The organism is Martinezella calliandrae, from assembly GCF_030272695.1.
GTDB lineage: Bacteria > Pseudomonadota > Alphaproteobacteria > Rhizobiales > Rhizobiaceae > Rhizobium > Rhizobium calliandrae.
Map to the genome: position 1 here is coordinate 1 of NZ_JARFYN010000260.1, position 249 is coordinate 249.

1 protein-coding gene is annotated in these 249 nt (G+C 66.3%); it reads left to right on the forward strand.

Annotated elements, in window-relative coordinates; translation table 11 throughout:
• Nucleotides 1-249: FAD-binding protein (locus PY650_RS37020; protein ID WP_285885080.1), on the forward strand; the 249-nt coding region annotated here is incomplete at both ends.

Genomic DNA, 249 nt, shown 5'->3' on the forward strand with positions numbered 1-249 from the left:
GATCCCTGCGGTCGCCAATCCCGGTCTGTCGACCTTCGTCAAGGACGCGCTATCGACCTCCGATCGTCCGGAACTGACATCTGCGAAGATCATCATCTCCGGTGGCCGTGCGCTCGGTTCGGCCGAGAAGTTCCGCGAGGTCATCCTGCCGGTCGCCGACAAGCTCGGCGCAGCGGTTGGCGCCTCGCGCGCTGCCGTCGATGCCGGCTATGCGCCGAACGACTGGCAGGTGGGTCAGACCGGCAAGGT